At 29.0% G+C, this 814-nt stretch carries 1 protein-coding gene; it reads left to right on the top strand.

Annotation, left to right across the window (positions count from 1 at the left end; genetic code table 11):
* Window positions 1–230: 230 nt before the first annotated feature.
* Window positions 231–707 carry a hypothetical protein gene (locus tag OIF36_02120; GenBank protein MCV6599264.1) on the top strand — a complete coding sequence of 159 codons (477 nt, stop codon included), beginning with the start codon at window positions 231–233 and terminating at the stop codon, window positions 705–707.
* Window positions 708–814 lie beyond the last annotated feature (107 nt).

Here is an 814-nt window from a genome sequence, read left to right as displayed (position 1 = left end):
AGTTTTTGAAATTGGAGATCATAATAGACGTATTGGAATTGCAAGATTGAATTATAATGAAAATACTAAGAATCCAAGGATATTTTTATCGGAACGTTTAGGATTAGAACCAAGATGGTCGCCACGAACTGTTGATTAATTAATTTTTATAGAATTGTAAAGTTAGCAATATGATTTATTATAATTAAGGTTCTCATTTTTAAATTCTATAAATTGAAGGGGGATTACTCTTGAGCCATATCAAAAGCAAAAACTATTATATTGGAGTTATAGTATGCTTTACAATTATATTGACAACTAATTATTGTGAGTCCGCTGCGGATAATGTAAATACTACCAAAGTATCTAGAAATATTATGACTCAAGACAATGTTAACCTTAACAAAAACGAGTCGGATGCAAATAATGAAGAAGAGAATAAAATTGTTCTTAATAATTTTGAGGATCTTACAAGAATTGAGTTAAGTCATCGTTATGATGTATATGATGAAACAACTGGTGAAGTAGTATCTAACTTTGACTGTATTGGAACAATCTCAGATAAAACAATACTTGATTCTTATCGAGATTTACTCAATGCTATTAGTGTGTCTAAAATGAATGAAGAAAACTATCATTTAATAAAAGAAAACAATGAATTAACATACCTTTTTAAGTTAAATAAGAGAAAAAGCAATAATAAACCTGAATTATTCATGAACCAATGATATCACCAAAAATCGAGAGTGTTTAGAATTTTGAACCACTTTTAAATTGATATGGACTTAGTCTTCCTGTGTTTCTCCTAAAAATGGACAGGCCCATCCTGTCGTCG

Source organism: Alphaproteobacteria bacterium (assembly GCA_025800285.1).
Classification (GTDB): Bacteria; Pseudomonadota; Alphaproteobacteria; order JAOXRX01; family JAOXRX01; genus JAOXRX01.
Note: the sequence above shows the minus strand (reverse complement) of the source record. Positions and strands in the feature narration are given on the sequence as shown.